This is a genomic window from Jonesia denitrificans DSM 20603, from assembly GCF_000024065.1.
Taxonomy (GTDB): domain Bacteria; phylum Actinomycetota; class Actinomycetes; order Actinomycetales; family Cellulomonadaceae; genus Jonesia; species Jonesia denitrificans.
In genome coordinates, this window is record NC_013174.1 from 217,115 (window position 1) to 238,403 (window position 21,289).

The window sequence follows — 21,289 nt, forward strand, 5'->3', positions numbered from 1 at the left end:
TCGCCTGATGCTGCGATAACCCCACTGCTGTGACCGGCGCGGACACCCCGCGCGTGGTGACCAAACAACTACGGCGTGTAGCGGGTCATCATTTCCATAGTTGCGCGCTAGCGCGACGTGCACCCTCGGCAAGTGTTTCTAGTTTCGCGGTGGCGATTTGTGGGTGGATGCGCCCACCAAGACCGCAGTCCGTGGACGCAATGACGTTATCGCGTCCAACCCGGGTGGCGAACCGGGTGATGCGTTCCGCAACGAGGTCAGGGTGTTCCACCACGTTCGTTGCGTGGGACACCACACCGGGCACAAGGATTTTCCCCTCGGGCAGAGTGATGTCATCCCACACCGTGTACTCGTGTTCGTGGCGAACATTCCCGGCCTCGAAAGAGTATGAACCAGCGTTGACCGTCAGCATGGTGTCCACGATGTGCCGGAACTCAAGGTCCGTTGTGTGTGGGCCGTGCCAAGAACCCCAGCACAGGTGGTAGCGAATCTGTTCTTCTGGGAGCCCGCGTAGCGCGTGGTTGAGCGCCTCAATGCGTAGCCGTGAGAACGCAAGGTAGTCCTCGATGGAAGGTTCTGGGGTGATTTGGTCCCAGTTTTCCGCCAGGGACGGGTCATCAATTTGCACAATGAGCCCGGCTTCAACAATGGCGACGTATTCCTCACGCAACACGTCAGCCCACGCGTATACGAGTTCCTCGTCGCTGGAGTAGTGGTCATTTCCGATGCGCATTGCCGAGCCGGGAGCGATGGAGGTGATGAACCCTTGTTCTAGGCCAGTTGCCGCTAAACCGGCTTTCAGGTTTGCGATGTCTGTGGCCACAGCGTCGTGCCCGGTGTAGGTAAGTTTGTCCACAACTTTGGGGAACAGTTTGGGTGCGCCACCGGAGAAAATGCCTGATTCGGGGTCGGTGTACGCCTCGCGGAAAGCGGCTTGGTCGCGGCGGTGCCCAAACCCGGTGGTGCGGATGTTGCCGGGAGTGGATTGGACGTCGGTGGTGAGCCACTGTTGGTCTTCGTCGAGGGCAAGGCCACCAGTGCGGGAAAACGAGTAACTCCACCAGGCGCCGTAGTCCACCGCTGTTGACATGGACTTTCCGTATTCGCCATCACCAGGCAGGGTGACGCCAAGGTCTTGCTGGCGTTTGACGATGTCCACGACTGCTGCGGTGCGCAACTCGTTGATGGCGTCGGTGGGTTCGCCGGCTTCTATGGCCGCGTTGGCGGCAAGGAGTTCAGGGGTGCGGGGCAAGGACCCGGCGTGGGACACAGGAATGGAATCAACGGTGTGGGACATGACCGCTAGTCTAACCAGCAGCCTTCCATAAAGTGGACACCCCGCCCGCATGGCGGGACAGGGTGTCTAGGGCTTACTCGCCCATGACCCGCCGCGCGAACCGTTCCGCGTTGCTGTGAAGCACGCCGATGCGTCGGGCAATGAACCCCTCCGGGTCGGCTTTGCCTTCCATGGTGTTTGGTGCGCGTCGCACGTGAGCGGAGCAGCTGAGGTCAGTGTGAAGCAGCGTCCCCACCGTGTTTCCTTGCCGCCCTGGCGCGCCAGCTAAGCGGGCCGCGAAAAGCCTCACGTTATCAACCGCAATGATGTCCTCGCACAGGGCGCACATCGTCTTCTTTGGTTTTGTGGTGGAGGTGCGCAGCAAAATCCCAACCGGAACATCATCAACAGGAATAACAACACTGGTGACGAGGGGATTTTTTGGGTCAGTCCAGCCAAAAATATCTAGCCGTTCCCAGGCCACACCATCGAGGCGGGCAGCAGAAGCAGCCAAAGCAGCTTCACGTTTGGACGCGTTAATGAAGGACGCGCGAATATCATCAGAGGTCAGGGGGTGCATGATGCAACTTTCATCGAGAACAGGACAACGAACAAGAACAACTCACTCACCGCACAGCACCCTGGGGGCTGGCGGTGTGAAAAAAGTGGAGTGTCAGATGTTCGCTGTGCAGGCCATGAATGGCCACCGGTCCTTTCCTCGTGGGGCATCACGATCCACCGTATACTCATTGCGGTTTGGCGTGCCAGACTTTTTGAGTCACACCGAAAGGACCACCGTGCCCGCACCCATCAACCCCCAGGCTGCAGTCAAAGGTGCCCAAGACATCACGCTGCGCGTCCGTGACGGCGCTTTTTACCTGATGGAAGGGATGCGGTGGCTCCTCAAACGGCCTAAGCTCCTCATTCTTGGGATGATGCCAGCCGTATTAGTCACTCTGATCTTGTTGGCACTGCTGATCGCCTTGCTTGTGAACATTGTGTCCATCACGATGTTCCTCACCCCCTTCGCACAAGACTGGGCCACCGGGTGGATGTGGACCGTGCGCATTGTGACCGCCATTGGTGTTATTGGGCTTGCGCTCGGACTCAGCGCGGCCCTCTTCACTGCACTCGCCCTGATGATTGGTGACCCGATCTACCAAAAGATCTGGGAAGAAGTCGAACGCGACATTCACGGCGAAGTACCAGACCAAGAACCCGGGTTCTTCCAAGGCATCAAAGACGGCTGGGCGCTCGCATGGCGGTCAGTGCTTTTTGCCCTTGGATGCACGCTCATCAGCCTGATTCCCGTCCTAGGCCCAGCAACTGCTGGCGCACTGAACCTCAGCGCCGCAGCCTGGCTCCTCACCCTCGAAACCGCCAGCCGCTCACTAACAGCGCACGGCGTCCCAGAAAAGGACCGCCGCAGATGCCTCCGCCAACAAACCCCCATGACCCTCGGGTTTGGGTTCACCATCAGCGGCGTCTACACCATCCCACTGGGGGCAATACTGTTCATGCCAGCGGTTGTTGTAGGGAGCACGATGCTCGCGCATCGTGTGATGGAACTTAGCAACTACCAGCTGCCCGCAGCAACCGACAAAAACCCGCCTCCCATGCCGGGCATGATCAACCTCTAATCGCGCAGCGGTGAACCAGCTACAGCGAAGTCGTAACCACCAAAATCACCGGTGAGGTGAGGCATTGCGTCAGAAATGACAGCCTTTACCTCATCTAGTTCTAATGACGCTGCGTGGGCTTCTTCCGATTCCCAAACTTCGGCCACATACACGGTGTCGGGGTCGTCGTCACGCCCGCCAACCTCATAAACAAGGCACCCCGCGTCGCGCAGAACGCTGTTATGCCTGGTCATGATCTCGATAACCGCGTCACGCTCACCGGGTTTCACTCCCATGGTGCCAATTGTTGCGTATGTCATGGCACGACCATAGCAAGCAGCACCGACACGGCGCACCACAGCGAGAAACGCCGACCAGGCAGTATCCCCCAACGTTTCGTAGGATGGGACAACAAGGCGGGACGAGGCCACCGACAACGGTGAAGAGGTGCCATGACCACGAACAACACAACGCAACACGAACCACCACCAGGCGGTCGCGCATCGGTAGGTGACACTCCTGACACGCCACGTGTACGCAACGAACGGGCAGCGAAACTCCCCGCGAACCTGTCCCGATCCTGGCTGCTCGTCAACGCCACCAAACCCGACCAGTTCGAACCGGCACTACTCTCAGAAGCCGACTCAGTCATTTTTGACCTCGAAGCCGCTGTGCCTGACGACCGGAAAGAAGAAGCACGCTTCCACGTGGTCAACGCCCTGAACACTGGGCTATCTGCATGGGTGCGCATCAACGCCATGGACACAGAGCACTGGAAAACAGACCTCGAAGCGTTGATCCAAACCCCAGGGCTCCGCGGTGTCATGCTCGCCCAAACGGAAAAACCTGAACAAGTGACCCTCACCGCCATGCGGTTACACGCAGGCACCCCCGTGATCGCTCTCATCGAATCGGCGCTCGGCGTGGAAAACGCCACCGCGATCGCGTCCGCCCCCGGAACCTTCCGGCTCGCCTTCGGTGTCAACGACTTCCGCAAAGACACCGGCGCCACTGAAGACCCCATGGCGTTAGCCTACGCACGAGGGAAACTTGTCGTCGCGTCCCGCGTGGGTAAACTCCCCGGCCCTATCGACGGCCCGCCCGCGGCTACAGACTCCGTAGACGCCGTACTGGCTGCCTGTGGGGTCACACAACGCATGGGAATGACCGGGAAAATGTGCCTCACCATTGACCAGGTCGACGACGTGAACCGTGGACTGTCCCCCAGCGAGGAAGAACTCGAATGGGCGCGGGAACTCATCACCCAACACGAACAAGCGCAACGCGGACGCGGCGTGGACATTGCGGACGGGTCCTACCTGCCACGCCTCGCCCGTGCCCAAAAAGTTGCGAACCTCGCCGACACCTACGGCCTGTGGAAAAACTAGGAGAGATATGTCAGTCGTCAAAATCAATGCCATCACCATCCCTGACGGTGCAGGTCAAGAACTCGAGAAACGGTTCGCCGCACGCAAACACATGGTCGATTCGGAGCCAGGGTTCGAAGGGTTCCAGCTGTTGCGCCCCACAGCCGGTGAGTCACGATACTTTGTGGTAACCCAGTGGGCATCCCAAACTGATTTTGAACGCTGGCGCGATGGCCGGGCAAAAGACGCACACGCTAACGGCGGCACACGTGAAGGTGGCTCTGATGGCGGTGCCCACAGCGCCAACCCCACCGGAGACACTGAGCAGCCGCGAACACCCGTCGCCACGGGGGCTGAACTCCTCGAATTTGAGGTTGTAGAGTTCTAAACACAACAATCCCTGCACTCTGAACAGGTAATACAACCAGATCGCCATAATTGGCGATCTGGTTGTTTGACTAACATAAAACCTCCATGCTAGAGCCATGGGATTTGAGCAAGGGATTGCTGAGCTCCTTCTGCACTACGGTGTGAAGGTCGAACTGTCGCCCGCTGGTGCCGAAGGCGGTCCAGGCTTACTTGTTTTCGATAACGGGCGTGCCCGTGCTTATGACATCAAATCTGCCCGCCGATTGCCCTGTCTCCATGCGCCAGCAGAGTCAGTGCGCGCGTGGAAGCGTCACCGTCAGGAACGGTAGCCCTCGTGCCCTTGTGCAGTTGCTGTGGTGACACCGCTTTGACCAATGTTATCGAACCACCCCAACCTTCTCTGGAGGAAACCTCATGACAACGCCTGGCACTGACCCCACCCCAGCAACACCCACTAAACGTGCCGTGGTGACAGGCGCATCGTCAGGTATTGGTGCTGCAACTGTGCGCGCACTGATTGCGGACGGCTGGTTGGTCACGGGGCTTGCTCGCCGCGAGGGCCGCCTTGCTGAGTTGGCGGCTGAGACGGGGTGTGACTATGTGGTTGCTGACATCACCAGCCCGGACAGTGTGGCTGCTGCTGTTGATGCTCTGACGGCACATGGTCCCATCCATGCGCTGGTCAATAATGCTGGTGGGGCGCTGGGGTCTGACCGTGTGGATGCCGCGAATTTGGACCAGTGGCAGCGCATGTATGAATTGAACGTGCTGGGCACTGTTCGTATGACGAACGCGTTGTTGCCTGCGTTGCGGGAAACCGCAGGGTCGATTGTTGTGGTGACCTCAACGGCCGCCCACGAACCGTATGAAGGGGGAGGTGGGTATGTGGCTGCGAAGTACGCGGAGCGGGTGGCTGCCCGCACCCTGCGCCTCGAACTGGTCGGTGAACCGTTACGTGTGATGGAGATTGCCCCGGGGATGGTGCATACGGAGGAGTTTTCTTTGGTGAGGTTTGCTGGGGATCAGGGCAAAGCGAACGCCGTGTACGAGGGTGTGCCAAACCCTCTGACCGCAGCTGATATCGCCGAAGCTATCCGCTGGTCGCTGTCCTTACCCGCACACGTCAACGTGGATTCACTGGTTGTTCGCCCGGTCGCGCAAGCGTCCTACACGAAAACTCACCGCCTGCCCGCCCAATCATGACGGGCATCGGCACTGATACCCGCTAGCCGATGTGCCCCTCACCCAGCAATCCGGGTGACGTTGCCGGTACTGTCAGTATCAGACGACCACTCCCAGCGTGGGTGATGGTGCCCCGCAGCCAACACAAAGGAGACTCATGAGCGACCTCACTATCGGTTACGCAGCGATGCTTGAACAGTTCCACCCCACCGATATCATCACCTATTCGGCGTTGGCAGAACAGCACGGGTTTTCCGGTGTTATGGCTGCTGATCACTTTCAACCGTGGGTTCCACAGCAGGGGCAGTCCGCGTTCGTGTGGAATGTGTTGTCTGCGTTGGGAGAACGGACAACGGGTGACCTTGGGCCAGGGGTGACAGCCCCGACGTTCCGGTGGCACCCGGCCATGGTTGCGCAAGCGTCCGCGACGCTTGCCGCGATGTATCCGGGTCGGCACTGGTTGGGTTTGGGGTCGGGGGAGGCTCTGAACGAACACATCGTGGGGCAGTACTGGCCAGAAGCGCCGGAACGTATTAATCGAATGTTTGAAGCAATCGACATCATCAAGAAACTGTTTCACGCATCGAAAAACGGGAAGGATGTGAAGCACCGCGGCCAGTTTTACACCTTGGAATCAACCCGGTTGTGGACCATGCCTGAAGTTCCGCCAGAGATTTTGGTGGCCACGGCGGGGCCAGTCACCGCGAAACGCGCTGGCAAACACGCTGATGGGCTCATCACCGTTGGTGCTCCGCTGGAAAAAATTGACATGCTCTTTGGGAAGTTTGCCGATGGCGCACGTGAGATGGGTCGTGACCCTGACACCATGCCGAAGGTTCTGCAGATCCACATGTCGTGGGCGGCCACTGATGAGGAAGCACTCACCAACGCGATGACGGAGTGGCCCAACGGGGGCATGAAGTTCCCCAAAGCTGACATACGTTCACCGTTTGAGTTTGAACAGATCGCGAAACTTGTGCGTCCCGAAGACTTCACAGGTCGCATGGTCATCTCGTCGGATCCCGATGAGCACCGGGCGCACATTCAAAAGTTTGTTGACCTCGGATTTGACCGGATCTACCTGCATAACGTGGGGCGTAACCAGGAGGACTGGATCAAGGTGTTTGGTTCTGAGGTGCTGCCCAAACTTAGCCGGTAGCACACCGTCACTGGTTGTTCACCAACGACAGCGGCTCTGCGCGCAGGAGGGTGCTCGCAGAGCCGCTGTCTTCTCTTGACCGACCTCGGGGCCTATTGGTCGGCAAGCTCTGGGGTTTCCACCACCTCAACGGTGATGTCGCTGGGAATGTTATCCGGGGTGTCTGGGGCGATTTGTTCGAATGTTGCCTCCTCGAGCACGTCCTCATCGAGGAGGTCTGGTTCGACGGTGCTCGTATCCTGCTCGGGGACATCACCGGTGTAAATACCAGCCGTTACCCCCGTGACATAGAAATGTTCAGCCTTGTCACCGGACAACCCGGACTCTGTGAGGTAGAGAACGTAGGTGTTCTCCGGGGTCAAAGCTTCCTCGTCTTGGCTTGGACTATCGCCTGCTTGACGGACAATGATGCTGTCTGTTGGGACATCACCATGGATGGTGTCTTGCACCACCACAGTGGACAAGATGAATGGTGTGACATCGTCGATGTCGTACACCACTTCCTGGTCGGTCACAATCCCGACCACCACAGCATCAGAAGCTGCCTGGAGGTCTTCCAGCGAGTCGTAGTATTCGACCCGTGAGTAGTCACTTTGGCTCATCCCGCCAAGCGGATTGAGCGACGCCGAGCACCCTGCTAAAGCGCACGCCGCCACCACAGTGACAACTGCCGTCACGTGTTTGTTCAGTCGCATTGTCAGGTCTTTCTGTTCAATAAAAGTGAAGCCGTGCGCGTTCGGCCTGGGTGAAAGGCGCCATGTGGGTGCCTAGTACAACGCGTTAATCCCGTTCACCTCGTCTGTGGTCAACGCAGTCACACCGTTGTTGTACACAGTGGACGTTTTGTGATACATGATCCGGTACGAACTTGAGACGTGGCCTAAGCCCAATGAGTGGCCTAACTCGTGAAGCCACAGCACCTTGAGGCGGTTCGTGTTCGTGGAAGACTTGAGGTAGTAGGAGTTGATCTGAGCTGTTGCGCTGCGGGTTGACACGGTGCCAGCCAGGCAGTTGACCTGAGCGCGGCCATCCCAACCTGTTTTGCCATAGTTATCCACGCGAGCACGAAACACTGGACCACTCGCTGTGGTCCGAGTGAGCGATACGTCCGTTCGGACGTTGTAGTTCGAAATTGCTGTTGTCAGGGCGCTCAAATAATTCCCAGACACTCCGCTGGAGTTAATACGCAACGATTTCGATGACCACACGCACCTATTGGTGGTGTAGGCGTAAGCGGGGGTGGGAACGATGAACGTCAAAGCAACTACGCAAGCGGTCAAGACTGCTGTGTAAATGTGTGACGATCTCATGCCCTGTCTGTGTGCGCACTGTGACCGTTCTTACAGATGCGCGCAAAATTCACCCGAAGACCTCCCAGAACGGGCGAAGCGTCCATGGGGAGGTCACCCCACTGGCCAGGCCAAACAATGTCAGTACCTGCACCTATGCTTGCCACAGCAACCAACCACCACCCCGCGCCATACTCACCACGCGCATCGACAGGCAGGACACAACACACCATGATGGGCAGTTCCCACGCCGCAACAGGCGCGGCCGCCTGGGTTGCACTCGCGGGAACCGTACCCGGTACGTTAGGGCTCGTTGGGCCCTTCGACAACGCAGGTCTCGCCGCCGGTATGGTCGTTGCCGCCGGAGCTGCACTCTTGCCCGACATTGACCACCACAACGGAACGATCGCGCATTCTTTGCCGCCGATCTCCAACCTCGCCGCGAAACTCAGCGAAAACTTGTCCGGTGGGCACCGAAAAGGCACCCACTCCCTCTTCGGTTTAGGGCTCGCCGGGGCAGCCTCCGTGGGCGCGGCGCAACTTCAACACGTTGTGGAATCAGTGGGCACACTTCACGTGGGGGCTGGGGTTGGTGCAATTTTGCTGTGCGCGTTCGCACTGCGCGCGCTCAACCTCACCGAAGGGCGCGTGATGACATGGATCGCGAGCGTTGTCCTCGCGGCGTGTGTCGTGCTATTCGCATCCAACGACTGGGTGTGGTTTCCCTCAGCGGTTGTCATTGGGTACGCCGCGCACCTCGTGGGGGACCTGGTCACCACCGGGGGTATCCCCGTGACCTGGCCATTCGTCATGAAGCCACCCAAATGGTGGCGGCGCGCACCACTACTGTCAGATGTATGGCGCGCCAACGGGAACCTTGCCATCCCGATCCTGGGAGACTCAGGATCTAAACGCGAGGAACTACTCCTGTCACTGCTCACCATGTGGTTACTGTGGGTGGCAGTAAGTCAGTGGTTAGGGTTCGACGTTGTGGTGTGGCTCGCCACGGTCTCCGGTGGGCTCACCCGATGACTGGTTGGTCACCGTGGTTGCGGGCGGAACAACATCACGTTTGCGGGTCCCTACAAAAACAATGATCCCGGCAAGAAGGACACCTAGAGCGATCAGCCCGCCCACAGCAAAAAGAACAACAACACTAGCCATAGGTTCATCTTGTCAGTGACGGAGCCGTCCGGCAAGCACCTGACCCGCACGGTGACCAGTAAACACACAACCGCTGAGAAAACCGCCGTCCAACGCCCGGTACCCATGCATCCCGCCGCCACCAAAACCAGCCGCCTCACCAACCGCATACAAACCAGGAAGAGGAACGCCATCCTCGGTGAGGACCTCACAGTCAAGGTTGGTTTCAATCCCGCCCAAACTTGTTCGGGTTAGCGACCGAACCCTGATTGCCATGAGAGGACCGTTACGCGGGTCAAGAAACGCATGCGGTGAGGACACCCCCATGAGCCGATCCCCCCGATACGTGCGGGCATGACGAGTCGCCATGATCTGAGCGTCCTTCCCAAACCCGCTCGCAACCTCACGATCATGCGCACGCACCTCAGCACGAACCCGCTCCACATCAAGAGTTGTCTCAGGTTCCATGGCAGCCATCCCCACCACCAGTTCATCCACGCTGTCCGCGCAAATCACGTCAAGACCCGCATCCCGGATCGCATCCACCGGCCGTGGAGCATGACGTCTCAACCGTTGCGCAACAAGCGCAAGATCCTTCTCCGTGAAATCCACGGTGAGATCACCCTGGGCGGCAAACACCTCCTTATCAAAGATGCGCCGCGTCATCACCAGCCACGAATGGTCACTGCCAGTAGCGCCCAGATGTGTAGAAGCCCCCAATGAATCACTGCCCGGCCACACCGACGCAGGAAAACGATGCCCACGGGCATCAAACCACAACGGGCTGGGCCCCGTCACCAACCGCACCCCATGACCAGGCCACACCCCCGACGGGTGCGACACCCCATCGGCGTACTGCCACAAACGGTCCTCATGAATAAGATGCGCACCACTGAACTCGGCGATATCCAGCATCCGCCCATCCACGAAGGCAGGAACCCCCGCAAGAATCGTGCGCGGAACAGCCCCTAACCGTGCCGGCCACGCAGACTCCACCGCCTCCCTGCGCCCCCCAAAACCACCCGACGCGACCACCACTGCACCCGCACGAATATCAAACGCCCCCACCACCTCACGTGAGGAAGACGCCCCGCGAGGTGCCGCATCGTCAATCAACACCGACCCCGACACCCCGCGAACCGCACCCATCTCCACAATGAGGTGATCCACCTGATGGCGAAACCGCAGTTCTGCCCGACCCACAGCAGCAGCCGCGCTCACCCTCTCAATGAACGGGGCAAGCAGCGCCGGGCCCGTTCCCCGCACCCGGTGAAACCGGGGAACAGAGTTTCCCGGACCAATGGAGCCTGCCCCACCGCGCTCAGACCAGCCCACAATAGGGAACAATTTCACCCCACGTTCAGAAAGCCACGGCCGGGCATCGGACGCCGCCCACTCCACAAACGCACGCGCCCACTTCCTCGGCCAATAATCCTCCGGGCGGTCAAACCCTGCACTACCAAACCAGTCCTGCAACGCCACATCAAGGGAATCCTTCACCCCCAAACGGCGCTGCTCAGGGGTCCCCACGAGGAACAACCCCCCAGGCGACCACCAGGCTTGACCCCCCAAGTTCCCCGCAGATTCCTGGTCCACAATGGTGACCCGCGCCCCCGCATCAAGAAGCTCACACGCAGTGACGAGACCCGCTAAACCAGCACCCACGACAACCACATCAGGCGTGAACTCACGCGCAAAAATGCTGGCCACAGACACAACTCCCCACCATTACCCCACACAACACGGACCCTGATGCCCAGCCTAGAGGGAATCGGAACATAAGTTAAGCGTCGAATGCCCGTGTTGCCGGAACGTACCGCACAGAACAATGCCCGGTGTGCTGCCTTGTCAGCAGCACACCGGGCTCGTCAGCAATGAGGAACTAGACGGCTAGCGGCCCTTGCCTCCCGTGAAACTCACCTGTGGGGCAGGTGGAGTGTTCATCCCCTCACCGAGGAAAAAGCTTGTGTGCGGAGGCTGGTTGTAACCAGAGTTCTGCCACGCCACAGCCACCCGGTAGGTGGGGTCTTGCATAAGAGTGACAAACCGGTGCGATGTGGGGATCGCGGTGGTGTAAATCCGCAACTCCGCAGAATCATCGGAGCGATACACCACTTCTTCACGCCAGTCACCAAACAAGTCTGCCTGGAGGGCTGGGGTGCCTTTGGTGGTGTTATTCGTCAATGAACCCGTGAACGTTGCCAACCGTTCCGACTTGTTCGTGTTCCAATTCCACTTCGAAATAGTGGGGACACCCGCCGCCAACGACGAGTTATAGGTGTGATCCCCAATTTCGCGCAAAAGGTCACCATCCCACCACACAACAAAGTTCGCGGCAGGGGTTGATGAGGAAATCTGCTGTCCTGCAGCGCTCATCAAATACCGTGGGTTACTCATCGCCCATGACTCAGCACCCGCATGACGGGGGTCAATATCCCCCGTGGTTCCACGCCCAGTGTCCGACGAAGCTGGGGTCGACCACAGCACCTTCCCAGTTTTTCCGTCACGGAACGTCGAACCCTTATTGCCCGACTTATTCATGTCCTCATGGACCATGAAAATTTCCATACCCGGGCGGGCGGGATCAAAGTCCCCCACATGAAGAGCATCACCGTGACCGGCCTTCGTGTTGTGAAGGACCGTGCCATTGTCATCAAGAACCAACGCACCCAGAATGACCTCGTCCTTACCATCGGCGTCGACATCAGCAACAGACTGCTGGTGGTTACCGTTACCTGCAGTCCCAGAATGATTGTTGGAATCAAACACCCACCGCTGCTGAAGCTTGCCGCCTTTGTAGTCGAATGCTGCGACGACGGTGCGAGTGTAGTAGCCACGTTGGAACACGACGGATGGCGTTTTTCCGTCCAGGTAAGCCACTGATGCGAGGAACCGGTCTACACGGTTGCCGTAACTGTCACCCCAGGATGAAACTTTGCCGCGTTCAGGGACATAGTTGATGGTACTTTTTGCGGCCCCAGTGAGTCCGTCAAACAAGGTGAGGTATTCCGGCCCCGACAACACGTAGCCCTTAGAGCTGCGGTAATCCTTCGATGCATCACCAATGACGGTGCCCTGACCATCACGGGTGCCATCAGCGGTGCGGAGCACCACCTCAGAACGGCCATCACCATTGAGGTCATACACCATGTACGGGCTGTAGTGCGCGCCTGCACGGATGTTCTTCCCCAACGAAATACGCCACAACCGTTTTCCATCCAGCTTGTACGCATCAAGGAACACCTCACCCGTGTACCCCGACTGGGAGTTGTCCTTTGCGTTACTGGGCGACCACATGACGATCATTTCGTAGGTGCCGTCACCATCAAGATCACCCACTGACGCATCATTCGCCGAATACGTGAAACTCACGCCATCAGGGGTTTTCCCGCCGGCAGGTTTCTGCAACTTCACCGAACGGTACCCTGTGCCCCACACGCGCAGACCTGTGGCCACGGCGGTTTCTTTGCCGTTGATGACGCTACGGATTTCGTATGACGAGGCGGGGGTCCCACCCGCATCATGCCAGTTCGTCGAATCCGTGATCGGAGTTGAATTGATTTTGGACCCATTGCGGTACACGTTAAATGACACGGTCGCCGGGTCATCAGCCACCAGGCGCCACGACACCAAGTTTCCACGTGACGCGTGCGGAACAGCGACCGCGCCGCGATCAAGCCGCTCAACTTCGCGACCGCCAGCAGGAGACGTACCCCCACCTGTTGCTGTGCCAGTAATAGTCACCGCATTTAACCGTGGGCTCGACCCCGATGCAACCAGCGTCAACTGACCATCAGTGACCACCACATCCTTGTGGACGACCCCGGTCACCGAACCTCGACCAGCGTTACCATGCCCCATTGCACGGCCCTCAATGGTGAAGTCAGTGCGGCTTGTCGCAATCATGTCACCTGACAAAGTCGTCACCGTGTACGTTCCGTTAGGAACATCAGCAACAAACCCAATGGACGTGGCATTGACAAAGTCACGGCGCACATCGTCAGACCCGGCGCCACGATCACGAGAATCCACTGACGACGTCAACCCAAAGCCACGGGAAGACGAATACGTGGTATCTGGTGACACCCGGGTATACCCTGACGCAACGGGGGACGACTGGGTACCAAAATCGAACGACAGTGACACAGGTGCAGCACTCGCTGGAACAGCAATCAACGATGTTCCAGCCAGCGCAAGTGTTGCCGTGGCCGCGCCAAATGCGTGCCACCGGCCTTGCCGAGGGGATGACCTCATGGGATCTCCTTAATGGGAAACGAATGAAACAGGTGCGCGACAACGGCACACGCCCGACGCTGTCATCTGTGCGCGAACTGCAGGGTGGGAAAGCAGGTGCGTCGTGGGTTCATCGTTGACCTCGGGTTGCCGTACTGACAACACCGCACAGGAGGGGAGAAGTGCCCGGGGAATGCTCCTTCCACCGATGCGCATCGACGTTTCGTTGACAGGGCGCCGTTTGTGCGCGACTATGACGCGGTTCTTCAACGATGGAGACAAGTCACCGGCTGACGTGACGGGTTGCAGATGCTTTTCGATCCGACGTCCCGCTTGATGTATTACTGCATACCAGTCCGATGGTTTCACACTGGAGTCGCAGAGGTTGTCAACTGGAAACTATTGGGCGAACAAAGAAACATGTCGATTTTGCTACTTGTGTAGCATCAGTTTTATCTACTATATTGATGCTGTCTCGAGCGCTCGGTCCTTTTCAAAGTGTGGGAAGTTAGCGCTGTACGAAGATGTGCAATCCTCCAAGCTTATTGAGCGATCGGCCAGAGATGTCCATCCATCCTCAGATGAAGGAGAAGAATATCCAAGGCACGTAAAGCCGCAATCGCGATCCTCACGGCAGTTGCAATCGCTACAGGATCAGGTGCTTTCGCGGCAACAACCACGTTAACTGGAACTGTTAGCGGCTCTAGTTGGACGAATTACTCGAAAGTCCGCACAACGACGCTGTCGTCGACCAAGTTCGCTCCGACTGACCTGCTCTATCAAGCAGGGCCCGTGAGCGTCCTCAATTTGAGAATGCTCGTAGCGAATAGCAATACAGCAATATCTGTTGGGGTTTTGTGGAATAACTCCTACGCGACGAAGACACTACGTTCTGGGGTGCCTGCGGGGCAATCTTTCAGAATGTCGGCATGTTGTGGATCCCAAGCAGACAAGAACTGGGCTGGTACGCTCACGTACTAGATTTCATCCTTGCGCCGCAGATCAATCGAGGATCAGTGGCGCAAGGGTTTGTAACTATCAAGGAGTTTTCATGCCTTTCCGACGGCATTCTGTAATTGTTGTAGTCCTCTTGGCGTCCGCCAGTGTTGCCGGGTGCAGTGATGCTGGGCCTGTAAATAGTGATGTTCTCGATCATGAGGGTGCGCGCAAAGAGTACTCAGCATTTATCGAAAAACTAGATTTCCCCTCTGGCAGTGAGGCGCCGTCATTCCCTGCGGCAGTGAAAGAACAACAGCCTGACGGGACGATGGGTTTCTCGAACTATGAGAAGGGATATGGGGAAAGTTTTGCTGCGTCCCAGTGGTACTGCATGTGGGAAGAGCAGTGGCTCGAAATCAACGAAGAAGACCCCAATGCCGCTGATGAAGCTTTGACTCTCCTAGAGGGATCTCTGACAGACGAGGCGTTTACTCGTTACCTTGATGAGTCAACTATTGACTGGCGGCAAAGCGTCCTCGATAAAGCTAGATTGGGCGATGGCTCAAGCATCGCGCAGGACGTGAAACTTAATTGCTCCTAATGCCGAGGGTCTAACAGAATGATGGTTCACCTCTCTGTTCGTACTTTGGGCGCTGCGTTGGCCCTCTTCGTTGGTTTGACTGTTTCGTCCTGCGGTCCGACGGGAACTGCTGAGGGTGCGGTAACGCGACCCTCATCTGTGCCAGTGGTGTCGTATGTGGCACGGGGAGACATTACGTCTGTAGTGACTGCTCCTGTGCAGGCTATTGCACAAGTAGAGTTCACTGTTCTTACCCCGGTTGAAGGCAAGGTGCGTTACGCATCAGGAATCAAAGAAGGCACCGTTGTTGAGAAAAACCAGGTTATAGGGTGGCAAGGTAGCCACGAAATACGCACCCCAGCAGCCGGTGTCATCACAGATTTTCCGGTGGCTGACCTCACCCCCGTACAGCAAGGAATTCCTGCAGTAACAATCAAATATCAAGGGTTTGGTGTGCGAGGAGAGGTCCCCCTGGAGTCAGCTTTCATGGTGAACGATTCCCCCCAATCCGCGCGTGTTCAGTTCCCCCATGGGCCTGATGTTGACACTTGTACCCCTGTGCCATCTGTGCGCCCCGAGGCAACAGAACTCGACTCTTCAACAACAGAGCTTGATGTTGCAACACTGACTGTCACATGTCTGATAAAAAAATCAGCCGGGCTCACTGATGGTCTACCTGGGCGTTTAGGGATCACTATTGCGCGGGAAAAAGACACACTCACAGTCCCTATCACAGCAGTATCAGGGGTGGTGGGGCGCGGAAAAGTGGCGCTACTTCAAGGGGAAACCCCGGTAACTACAGATGTTGAGCTCGGCATCACAGACGGGATCAACATTGAGGTTATCTCCGGGCTATCAGAAGGCGATGCAGTGCTTTTGTATGGACCAACGCTCACCCCGGAGATCACAAACCAATGACAAGTAATGTTGTGTTGCAGGCGTCAGGGTTACGCCGAACACTTCACTTGCCGGGAGGTTCGCAACTCCCCATTCTTCGTGGGGTGGATCTAACCGTCTACGCTGGTCAGTCGCTTGCTATTGTGGGTCGATCAGGGTCAGGGAAAACGACCCTTCTCTCCCAACTGGGTTTGCTGTCACCGCCTGATGACGGGGTGCTGACCATTCTCGATAAGAAGACCAATGAATTAAGTGATTCGGCGCGTGCGGCATTACGCAATGCCTCCCTTGGTTACATTTTCCAGTCGTATTCACTTGTCCCGCATTTCACAGCGCGTCGAAATGTTGAACTCCCGATGCGATACGCGACCCGGGTTTCGCGGTTGGACAGGAAGGAACGTGTCTCTCACGTTCTTGAGCTGGTTGGACTCGCTGAGCGCGCACAGTCAAAACCGCGGCATCTATCTGGGGGAGAGCAGCAGCGTGTTGCTATAGCGCGGGCCCTCGTGCACAATCCTGCGCTGATCCTTGCTGACGAACCCACTGGGGCGCTTGACACGACAACAGCTGATACTGTGCTCGACATTCTCCAACGGGCAACTCAAGCGCAAGGCGCCGCACTGATTGTTGTTACCCATGACCCTGCCATCGCGAACCGTATGGACAGGCGGGCCGTCATGCATGACGGCAAGCTCACTGAGGAGTGTGGATGATCCGTAATGTTGGTCATGCCCGCGATGACATGATCTCCCATCCAATACGCAATATGCTGGCTATTTTTTCTGTTTTCATCGGTGTTTTATCAGTCGTCGCAATTATTACGGTCGCGGGGGTGACAAAAGAGGTTTTCCTTGCCGCATCTGAGCAACGTTACGGGCGCTTGACCACCATGCACACCCAACTCGATGGTCCGCTACCAGTCGTTGAACAGATAGTTCGTTCTGTCAAAGCTGCGCGGATAGCGGCGCCTGGGGCAGCTGTGGTCATCACAGCTACAACCTCGGAGTCGACCGGTTTTTCACCAACAACAAATGGGCCGCATTACGCGCCGTTTATTTTTGTCGACACGACTTTTGTTGCCGGTGACCTCACCCAGGTGAAGCGGCTGCCGATCCTCCACGGGCGATGGATTTCTCAAGAACACACGATCCCGGTTGAAATCGTCATCAATGAGGCTGCTCAAGGACTTTTAGGTGTCGTGGGAGGCACCCCCGTCCTGTCATTTGGGTCAGGATCACCGCCAGTCGCCACGCTCACGGTTGGTGTCGTTGCTGACGGTGAAAGCACACCGAAGATTTACGTTTCGCTTCCTGCCGTGTTGACGATTCGGGAACAGATTTCCCCAAGTTTGAGCGCATCTCTTGTTGTTCACCACCCGACTGCGACTCGCACAATGTTTGAAGAACTCACAACGCGCACAGTAGGTCTCCTGGGAATGACGCATGACCCTCAAGGGCTTAACCGACTCGATCAGGTTGATGACCTTCTCCTGCAATTGAAAAGCCAGCAACAAGGGTTCCTTATCGCAGCTGTTGTTGCGCTTTTCGTGTCAGGTCTTGGCATTCTCAACATTGGTTTATCTTCTGTGCGGGAGAGGTCCCACGAGTTTGTCGTGCGGCGGGCGCTCGGTGCCCGCCGCAGTGACCTCACGTGGCAAGTTCTCCTGCATTCGCTGGGTATCGGGGTCATCGCATCGGCGCTTGCGGTAACAACTGTCATCGTTGGCGTTCACCTGTGGGTGCCGAACCTTATTGCTCAGAACTCTGCGATCATTCCGCCAGGTGTGCCGTGGGAGGCTGTGCTGTGGGGGCTGGTTGCCGCAAGTGCAACGACCCTCCTCGGAGCTCTCGCACCTGCCGTTGTCGCTTCTCGCCTCAATATGGCAGATGCGCTTCGGGCGTAGGAGAACTGATCGATGGATACCCACACTTCGCAAACCTGTCACCTAAAGCCTGTTGTGCAAGGAGTTGCACCTCACCAGTTCGCTCAATATCGACTATGCCGTATTGGGTTGCTGCTTCGTCGCGTATAGGGATTACCTCCGGCATCGAAATCCCTTGGAGCAGGGGGCGAAGGTGCGAAGTAATACATAGCAATAGTTCCCGCAGGGAAACTATTGGGCGAAGTGGAAGTATGCCCGATTCTATACTTGCGAGGCATGTGTGTTGATGGTTATGCTTAGATCGCGCATGGAGCTCTCTAAGCATTTGAAGGGGAGTCGTGTGGCAGCTATTTCAACCGAAATTGCTCTGTGATGGCAAGTCGGCTAGCTACTGTAATCCTGCGACAAAATCGGGCCGTGTCCAACTATGGGTTGACCAAAGTTCGCAGACAGACTATTCCGGTCCGTTTAAGCCGGTTACTGCAAAGAAGAAATACTCTCCGCTGGACAGCAACGAGGCTCGCTGGGGCGTGCGGAGTGCGGAAGTGAACTGGCGTAGTAAATAAGACTGATTTGGTGCCCACATATGCATATTAGTGCAGCGCGACTGGCGCATAGCTACGGTGGTCACAACGTGCTAGGGCCCCTGGATGCAACATTTGGTCCAGGGGTTACTGGTGTGTTGGGGCCAAACGGGGCAGGGAAGAGTACCCTGCTGCGGATTATTGCCACTGCGACGCGGCCTAGTGTCGGTAGATTGCAGTTCGACGGGCAAGAGCTCAGGGGTGTCAGATCGATACGACAGGCTCGCACCACCATTGGGTACCTGCCCCAAGACGTGGCGTTCTATCCGGACTTTACGGTTGAGGATGCTATTCACTACGCAGGTTGGCAGCGAGGGGTCTCACGCCATCAGCGCCGAACACAGGTGCCTGAGATCGTCGCTGAGGTTGGGCTTGCCGACCAAACCACAGTTCCTGTCAAAAAGCTATCTGGAGGTATGCGGCAACGTGTAGGGCTCGCATCCGCCCTCATTGGTGACCCCCGCATTCTTCTTCTTGATGAACCCACAGTGGGGCTGGATCCCGCTCAGCGGCTCGACTTTCGGGCCGCTATCCGCAGGAGGCCACACGCAACGACAATCGTGTCGACACACCTTGTTGAAGAGGTTCGTGCACTGTGCGACCGAGTGCTTGTCGTCAACAAAGGGGCGGTACTTTTTGACGGAACCCCTCAGGAACTTGCACAGCTAGGCGACCAAATCCCCGTCGACGCGCAGGATATGGGGGACAGCCCCATGGAACGTGGATACATGGCAGCTCTACACCCAGGGGTGCTGCGTGGGTAAAGTAGCCCTCCGATTTGTCTTCAGCCCCCTCACTCTCAGTCTTGTACTTTGCGCGGTCACCCTTCAATGGGCGATTTCAACGTGGTGGATGAACGGCATGTGGGTCACCAACTGGCCAAGTGCGAGCGTTGCGGTCCAAGTCGCTTCTTATGCGGTTGCACCCCTTTTTGCGGCGGTAATTGCCTACAGTGAAAGCCGCTCTCATGAGCGGGGATGGCAACACGGTGACGCAACATCGTCACGTGCCCTAGGTACGCTGACAACCGTCCGACTTCTCGTGTGGATGGGAGTCGCAACTATTGTGGTTGGCGCTTCTGTCGCTGTGACGGTGACGAAAACGTTGCCACACGTGGGTGGAGGTAGCCTGCAATTGTCCTACGCGTTGCTCTACCTGTGTGGGCTTGGCTACGCCATCACTTTTGCTACTGTTGTCGGTATAGTTATTCGGCCATCTTGGCTTGCGGCTCCACTGTCTGCTGGCGTCGTTTTCTTCACCTGGACAATGACCACTGACGGACGCGGAGCCACCTTCAACCAGTTGGGCGCGTACCCGTTTGAACAGTTGTCCACAACCAAACTGTGGCTACTCGTTCTCGGTGCAGTCTTTGCTTTGTTCACGGCCGTACGATGCGTCATATGGTTGACATCGCGTTCGCGCAACGGGTACGTGACAGGCCATTCAATCATTCCCTGGGTAGTAGCACTTGCAGGTGTGGGGCTCATGGCGAACATGACAGGTAACATCGTGGTTCCACGCACATCAGCTACGCCGCCCGTGTGTGTGGGCGAGGACTTCGCCGTCTGTGTGTGGGAAGAAAACTCCGCCTACATCAGTGACATTGAAGGGCTGATGTCACGAGGCGCAACGTTGCCCGGATCATGGTCACTACCCAGCACTGAACTCAATGAACGAGGGTTACCGAACGCAGACGAAACAGGTTTCTACCTCATCGAAGGGTCCATGTGGTCCATTACTCCAGCAATAGCATCGGCCATCATGGAATCAAGTAGCACAATCACCGTTCCTGACCATATGAGCGATGAGGAACTCACTCGTTGGAGTGAGTTGTACTCCAACGAGGCCCTGTGGCTTGAAGCGCGACTCATTGGTACCTCCACAGTCCGTCAATCAGTTGCACCACCCGGGGTCGACATCAACGAAATGAACAGAGTCCTTTCCTTACCAGATAACCTCCAAGCCCAATGGGTAAACAGCATCCGTCAAGAACGGGTAGAGCTACAGGAGACTGACTCGTGATTGCCGATGGGTGGCGTTACGTGCGTGCACACCGACTCACTGTTACATGGATGTGGGTGGCGGCCCTCCTTTTCAGCCAATACCTCACCGCTGACCGGGTTCTTGCTATCCCAGGAATTGATGCGGGCGTCCACATCCCCTTCCGATTTGTGCTCGTCGGCATTATGGCAATGGTCGCGCTGGGGGCATGTGACGCACGAGTCGCGGAACCGCAATGGAACGACACTGGTGCCGTCAGCCGTTGGAACACGAACTACATCGTGTTTCTCACTATCGCTGGAAGCTCACTGATCTTCGTTGTGGAAATCGTGGCAGGTCAATCTGATCCACAAGTATTCCCACGTCTCTACCTGACACTGTGTGGTGTGGGGATCATCGCAGGTGCGCTCGTACGGTTCGCAGTGGCTTGGGTGCCAGTCCTTGTGGCACTCCTGGCGCTCACCTTTTTCACCAGCTTCAACGGCGGCGGTCAGTGGTGGAATCTAGGTGGCCCGCCAGTCAACAATGCACTCTCTTGGGCTTTCGCGTTCGCAGTATGGGGGTTGGGACTGGCACTGTGGCTACTTGTTCGGCGCCCATGGGTGTCAACGGCTGACGCTCTTCGTGGTGGACGGCAGGGGAGCATTGGTGGTGCGTGAGTTGGTGGTGGGTAGAGTTTCGGTGGTGAGGGTGAGCGCTTCGAACCAGGTGAGTGCGGTCAGTGCTGCGAGGACCTAGAACACGGCGCGCCAGCCGAGGGTGGGGATGA

The 21,289-nt window shown here is 57.3% G+C and carries 22 protein-coding genes; 14 read left to right on the forward strand and 8 right to left on the reverse strand.

Features of this window, described 5'->3' with window-relative positions:
• Window positions 1-88: 88 nt before the first annotated feature.
• Together JDEN_RS01015 and JDEN_RS01020 are read right to left on the reverse strand one after the other, a co-directional pair.
• A complete protein-coding gene (locus JDEN_RS01015) occupies window positions 89-1,297 on the reverse strand; it encodes a cobalamin-independent methionine synthase II family protein (RefSeq protein WP_015770503.1) in 1,209 nt (402 codons plus the stop codon).
• A 73-nt stretch (window positions 1,298-1,370) separates the two neighbouring features.
• Window positions 1,371-1,856 carry an FBP domain-containing protein gene (locus JDEN_RS01020; RefSeq protein ID WP_015770504.1) on the reverse strand — a complete coding sequence of 162 codons (486 nt, stop codon included), beginning with the start codon at window positions 1,854-1,856 and terminating at the stop codon, window positions 1,371-1,373.
• Window positions 1,857-2,073: 217 nt separating this feature from the next.
• Here JDEN_RS01020 and JDEN_RS12875 point away from each other — a divergent pair, with 217 nt between their 5' ends.
• A complete protein-coding gene (locus JDEN_RS12875) occupies window positions 2,074-2,916 on the forward strand; it encodes an EI24 domain-containing protein (RefSeq protein ID WP_169304084.1) in 843 nt (280 codons plus the stop codon).
• On the opposite strand, the gene JDEN_RS01030 is transcribed toward JDEN_RS12875, so the two are convergent.
• Window positions 2,913-3,326, reverse strand: a complete 414-nt coding sequence (locus JDEN_RS01030) for a putative quinol monooxygenase (protein ID WP_015770506.1) — start codon at window positions 3,324-3,326, stop codon at window positions 2,913-2,915. The genes JDEN_RS12875 and JDEN_RS01030 overlap by 4 nt on opposite strands.
• A gap of 21 nt (window positions 3,327-3,347) precedes the next feature.
• On the opposite strand from JDEN_RS01030, the gene JDEN_RS01035 reads away from it, so the two are divergent.
• The 5 genes from JDEN_RS01035 to JDEN_RS01055 all read left to right on the forward strand — a co-directional run bounded on the left by JDEN_RS01035 (window position 3,348) and on the right by JDEN_RS01055 (window position 6,972).
• Window positions 3,348-4,283: an HpcH/HpaI aldolase/citrate lyase family protein gene (locus tag JDEN_RS01035; protein ID WP_015770507.1), complete on the forward strand. Its 936-nt coding sequence runs from the start codon at window positions 3,348-3,350 to the stop codon at window positions 4,281-4,283.
• A gap of 7 nt (window positions 4,284-4,290) precedes the next feature.
• Window positions 4,291-4,650, forward strand: a complete 360-nt coding sequence (locus JDEN_RS01040; RefSeq protein ID WP_015770508.1) for an antibiotic biosynthesis monooxygenase family protein — start codon at window positions 4,291-4,293, stop codon at window positions 4,648-4,650.
• A 97-nt stretch (window positions 4,651-4,747) separates the two neighbouring features.
• Entirely contained in the window at window positions 4,748-4,960 is a 213-nt protein-coding gene (locus JDEN_RS01045; RefSeq protein ID WP_015770509.1) for a hypothetical protein, read from the forward strand.
• 85 nt (window positions 4,961-5,045) lie between these two features.
• Entirely contained in the window at window positions 5,046-5,834 is a 789-nt protein-coding gene (locus JDEN_RS01050) for an SDR family NAD(P)-dependent oxidoreductase (RefSeq protein WP_015770510.1), read from the forward strand.
• Between the two features lie 136 nt (window positions 5,835-5,970).
• Complete coding sequence (locus tag JDEN_RS01055; RefSeq protein WP_015770511.1) at window positions 5,971-6,972, forward strand: TIGR03557 family F420-dependent LLM class oxidoreductase; 1,002 nt, start codon at window positions 5,971-5,973, stop codon at window positions 6,970-6,972.
• 92 nt (window positions 6,973-7,064) lie between these two features.
• Here the strand turns inward: JDEN_RS01055 and JDEN_RS01060 are convergent, their stop codons facing one another.
• A complete protein-coding gene (locus JDEN_RS01060) occupies window positions 7,065-7,667 on the reverse strand; it encodes a hypothetical protein (RefSeq protein WP_015770512.1) in 603 nt (200 codons plus the stop codon).
• 72 nt (window positions 7,668-7,739) lie between these two features.
• Complete coding sequence (locus tag JDEN_RS01065; RefSeq protein ID WP_015770513.1) at window positions 7,740-8,282, reverse strand: matrixin family metalloprotease; 543 nt, start codon at window positions 8,280-8,282, stop codon at window positions 7,740-7,742.
• 210 nt (window positions 8,283-8,492) lie between these two features.
• On the opposite strand from JDEN_RS01065, the gene JDEN_RS01070 reads away from it, so the two are divergent.
• Window positions 8,493-9,293 (forward strand): metal-dependent hydrolase, encoded by an 801-nt coding sequence (locus JDEN_RS01070; protein WP_015770515.1) that lies wholly within the window; start codon window positions 8,493-8,495, stop codon window positions 9,291-9,293.
• Here JDEN_RS01070 and JDEN_RS13580 read toward each other — a convergent pair.
• From JDEN_RS13580 to JDEN_RS01080, 3 genes are all read right to left on the reverse strand, one after another.
• Window positions 9,237-9,425 (reverse strand): hypothetical protein, encoded by a 189-nt coding sequence (locus JDEN_RS13580; protein WP_015770516.1) that lies wholly within the window; start codon window positions 9,423-9,425, stop codon window positions 9,237-9,239. The two genes, JDEN_RS01070 and JDEN_RS13580, sit on opposite strands and share 57 nt — an antisense overlap.
• A 12-nt stretch (window positions 9,426-9,437) precedes the next feature.
• On the reverse strand, window positions 9,438-11,114 hold the full coding sequence (locus tag JDEN_RS01075) for an FAD-binding dehydrogenase (RefSeq protein ID WP_015770517.1): 1,677 nt from the start codon (window positions 11,112-11,114) through the stop codon (window positions 9,438-9,440).
• Between the two features lie 180 nt (window positions 11,115-11,294).
• Complete coding sequence (locus tag JDEN_RS01080) at window positions 11,295-13,658, reverse strand: rhamnogalacturonan lyase (RefSeq protein ID WP_015770518.1); 2,364 nt, start codon at window positions 13,656-13,658, stop codon at window positions 11,295-11,297.
• A gap of 1,069 nt (window positions 13,659-14,727) precedes the next feature.
• Between JDEN_RS01080 and JDEN_RS01085 the strand changes: the two genes are divergently transcribed.
• From JDEN_RS01085 to JDEN_RS14270, 7 genes are all read left to right on the forward strand, one after another.
• Entirely contained in the window at window positions 14,728-15,177 is a 450-nt protein-coding gene (locus JDEN_RS01085; protein WP_143713210.1) for a hypothetical protein, read from the forward strand.
• Between the two features lie 18 nt (window positions 15,178-15,195).
• Entirely contained in the window at window positions 15,196-16,074 is an 879-nt protein-coding gene (locus tag JDEN_RS01090) for a hypothetical protein (RefSeq protein WP_015770520.1), read from the forward strand.
• Window positions 16,071-16,766 carry an ABC transporter ATP-binding protein gene (locus tag JDEN_RS01095; protein ID WP_015770521.1) on the forward strand — a complete coding sequence of 232 codons (696 nt, stop codon included), beginning with the start codon at window positions 16,071-16,073 and terminating at the stop codon, window positions 16,764-16,766. Before JDEN_RS01090 ends, JDEN_RS01095 begins: the two co-directional genes overlap by 4 nt.
• Window positions 16,763-17,956 carry an ABC transporter permease gene (locus JDEN_RS01100; protein ID WP_015770522.1) on the forward strand — a complete coding sequence of 398 codons (1,194 nt, stop codon included), beginning with the start codon at window positions 16,763-16,765 and terminating at the stop codon, window positions 17,954-17,956. The genes JDEN_RS01095 and JDEN_RS01100 overlap by 4 nt, the downstream gene beginning before the upstream one ends.
• Before the next feature lie 613 nt (window positions 17,957-18,569).
• A complete protein-coding gene (locus tag JDEN_RS01105; protein ID WP_169304085.1) occupies window positions 18,570-19,283 on the forward strand; it encodes an ABC transporter ATP-binding protein in 714 nt (237 codons plus the stop codon).
• A gap of 88 nt (window positions 19,284-19,371) precedes the next feature.
• Entirely contained in the window at window positions 19,372-20,541 is a 1,170-nt protein-coding gene (locus JDEN_RS01110) for a hypothetical protein (protein WP_143713212.1), read from the forward strand.
• Window positions 20,538-21,179, forward strand: coding sequence for a hypothetical protein (locus JDEN_RS14270; RefSeq protein WP_015770526.1), 642 nt, complete (start codon window positions 20,538-20,540; stop codon window positions 21,177-21,179). Before JDEN_RS01110 ends, JDEN_RS14270 begins: the two co-directional genes overlap by 4 nt.
• Window positions 21,180-21,289: the final 110 nt, after the last annotated feature.

Bases quoted from the DNA above. Each gene is read 5' to 3' on its own strand.
- JDEN_RS01035 (WP_015770507.1), top strand. From the start codon at position 3,348: ATGACCACGAACAACACAACGCAACACGAACCACCACCAGGCGGTCGC.
- JDEN_RS01045 (WP_015770509.1), top strand. From the start codon at position 4,748: ATGGGATTTGAGCAAGGGATTGCTGAGCTCCTTCTGCACTACGGTGTG.
- JDEN_RS01060 (WP_015770512.1), bottom strand. From the start codon at position 7,667: ATGCGACTGAACAAACACGTGACGGCAGTTGTCACTGTGGTGGCGGCG.
- JDEN_RS01050 (WP_015770510.1), top strand. From the start codon at position 5,046: ATGACAACGCCTGGCACTGACCCCACCCCAGCAACACCCACTAAACGT.
- JDEN_RS01065 (WP_015770513.1), bottom strand. From the start codon at position 8,282: ATGAGATCGTCACACATTTACACAGCAGTCTTGACCGCTTGCGTAGTT.
- JDEN_RS01080 (WP_015770518.1), bottom strand. From the start codon at position 13,658: ATGAGGTCATCCCCTCGGCAAGGCCGGTGGCACGCATTTGGCGCGGCC.
- JDEN_RS01070 (WP_015770515.1), top strand. From the start codon at position 8,493: ATGATGGGCAGTTCCCACGCCGCAACAGGCGCGGCCGCCTGGGTTGCA.
- JDEN_RS01015 (WP_015770503.1), bottom strand. From the start codon at position 1,297: ATGTCCCACACCGTTGATTCCATTCCTGTGTCCCACGCCGGGTCCTTG.
- JDEN_RS01020 (WP_015770504.1), bottom strand. From the start codon at position 1,856: ATGCACCCCCTGACCTCTGATGATATTCGCGCGTCCTTCATTAACGCG.
- JDEN_RS01040 (WP_015770508.1), top strand. From the start codon at position 4,291: ATGTCAGTCGTCAAAATCAATGCCATCACCATCCCTGACGGTGCAGGT.
- JDEN_RS01095 (WP_015770521.1), top strand. From the start codon at position 16,071: ATGACAAGTAATGTTGTGTTGCAGGCGTCAGGGTTACGCCGAACACTT.
- JDEN_RS01090 (WP_015770520.1), top strand. From the start codon at position 15,196: ATGATGGTTCACCTCTCTGTTCGTACTTTGGGCGCTGCGTTGGCCCTC.
- JDEN_RS01110 (WP_143713212.1), top strand. From the start codon at position 19,372: ATGAACGGCATGTGGGTCACCAACTGGCCAAGTGCGAGCGTTGCGGTC.
- JDEN_RS13580 (WP_015770516.1), bottom strand. From the start codon at position 9,425: ATGGCTAGTGTTGTTGTTCTTTTTGCTGTGGGCGGGCTGATCGCTCTA.
- JDEN_RS01055 (WP_015770511.1), top strand. From the start codon at position 5,971: ATGAGCGACCTCACTATCGGTTACGCAGCGATGCTTGAACAGTTCCAC.
- JDEN_RS01100 (WP_015770522.1), top strand. From the start codon at position 16,763: ATGATCCGTAATGTTGGTCATGCCCGCGATGACATGATCTCCCATCCA.